The organism is Vibrio sp. 1457 (genome assembly GCF_033340195.1).
Taxonomy (GTDB): domain Bacteria; phylum Pseudomonadota; class Gammaproteobacteria; order Enterobacterales; family Vibrionaceae; genus Vibrio; species Vibrio alginolyticus.
Genome location: NZ_JAWOWA010000110.1, coordinates 1 through 1165, shown reverse-complemented (window position 1 = coordinate 1165; position 1165 = coordinate 1). Strand labels below are relative to the sequence as shown.

The window sequence follows — 1165 nt, the reverse complement described above, 5'->3', positions numbered from 1 at the left end:
CGGGCTTTCTCTTCTTCTGGCAACGCCAGACCATCGATAAACTGCTTCATGCCTTCGGCGTCAACGCGCTTACCGCGAGTCAGCTCTTTCAGCTTCTCGTACGGTTTTTCGATGCCATAGCGACGCATAACTGTCTGGCTTGGCTCAGCCAGCACTTCCCAGTTGTGATCCAGCTCATCCAGCAGATGGTCACGGGTTACTTCCAGTTTGCTCACGCCTTTCAGGGTGGATTGATACGCAATCAGCGCATAACCGATACCCACGCCGAGGTTACGCAGCACGGTGGAGTCGGTCAGGTCACGCTGCCAGCGGGAAACCGGCAGTTTGCTTGCCAGATGCTGCAATACCGCGTTGGAAAGGCCCAGATTCCCTTCGGAGTTTTCGAAGTCAATCGGGTTAACTTTATGCGGCATGGTGGAAGAACCAATCTCACCAGCAATGGTTTTCTGTTTGAAGTGGTTAAGGGCGATATAACCCCAGACGTCACGGTCAAAGTCGATCAGAATGGTGTTGAAGCGCGCAACGCAATCAAACAGTTCGGCAATGTAGTCGTGCGGTTCGATCTGGGTGGTGTACGGGTTCCACTGAATACCCAGCGAGGTGACGAACTCTTCGCTGAACTGATGCCAGTCAACTTCCGGGTAAGCGGCGATGTGGGCGTTATAGTTACCGACCGCGCCGTTGATTTTGCCGAGGATCTCCACCTGGTTAAGCTGGCGGTACTGGCGCTCCATACGGTAGGCGACGTTTGCCATCTCTTTACCGATGGTTGACGGCGTGGCTGGCTGACCGTGGGTACGAGACAGCAGCGGGATATCGCGATACTGAACGGCGAGATCTTTAATGCCATCAATCAGTTGACGCCAGTATGGCAGGATCACTTCATCACGCGCGGTTTTCAGCATTAATGCGTGGGAGAGGTTATTGATATCTTCCGAAGTACAGGCAAAGTGGATGAATTCAGAAACCGCGTGCAGTTCCGGGATCTCCGCCACTTTTTCTTTCAGGAAATACTCAACCGCTTTAACGTCGTGGTTAGTGGTACGCTCGATAGTTTTGATGCGCACCACATATTCTTCGCTGAAACTAGAAACGATTGCATCAAGGTAACCGATTGCGTCGGCAGCAAAAGCAGGAACTTCCTTGATCGCTGCGTGCGCGGCCA

General features: G+C 52.9%; 1 protein-coding gene. It reads right to left on the bottom strand.

The genetic code is table 11. The features are described 5' to 3' along the window. Positions 1 to 1165: adenylosuccinate lyase (gene purB / locus R7Z41_RS24110; RefSeq protein ID WP_318141650.1), on the bottom strand; the 1165-nt coding region annotated here is incomplete at both ends.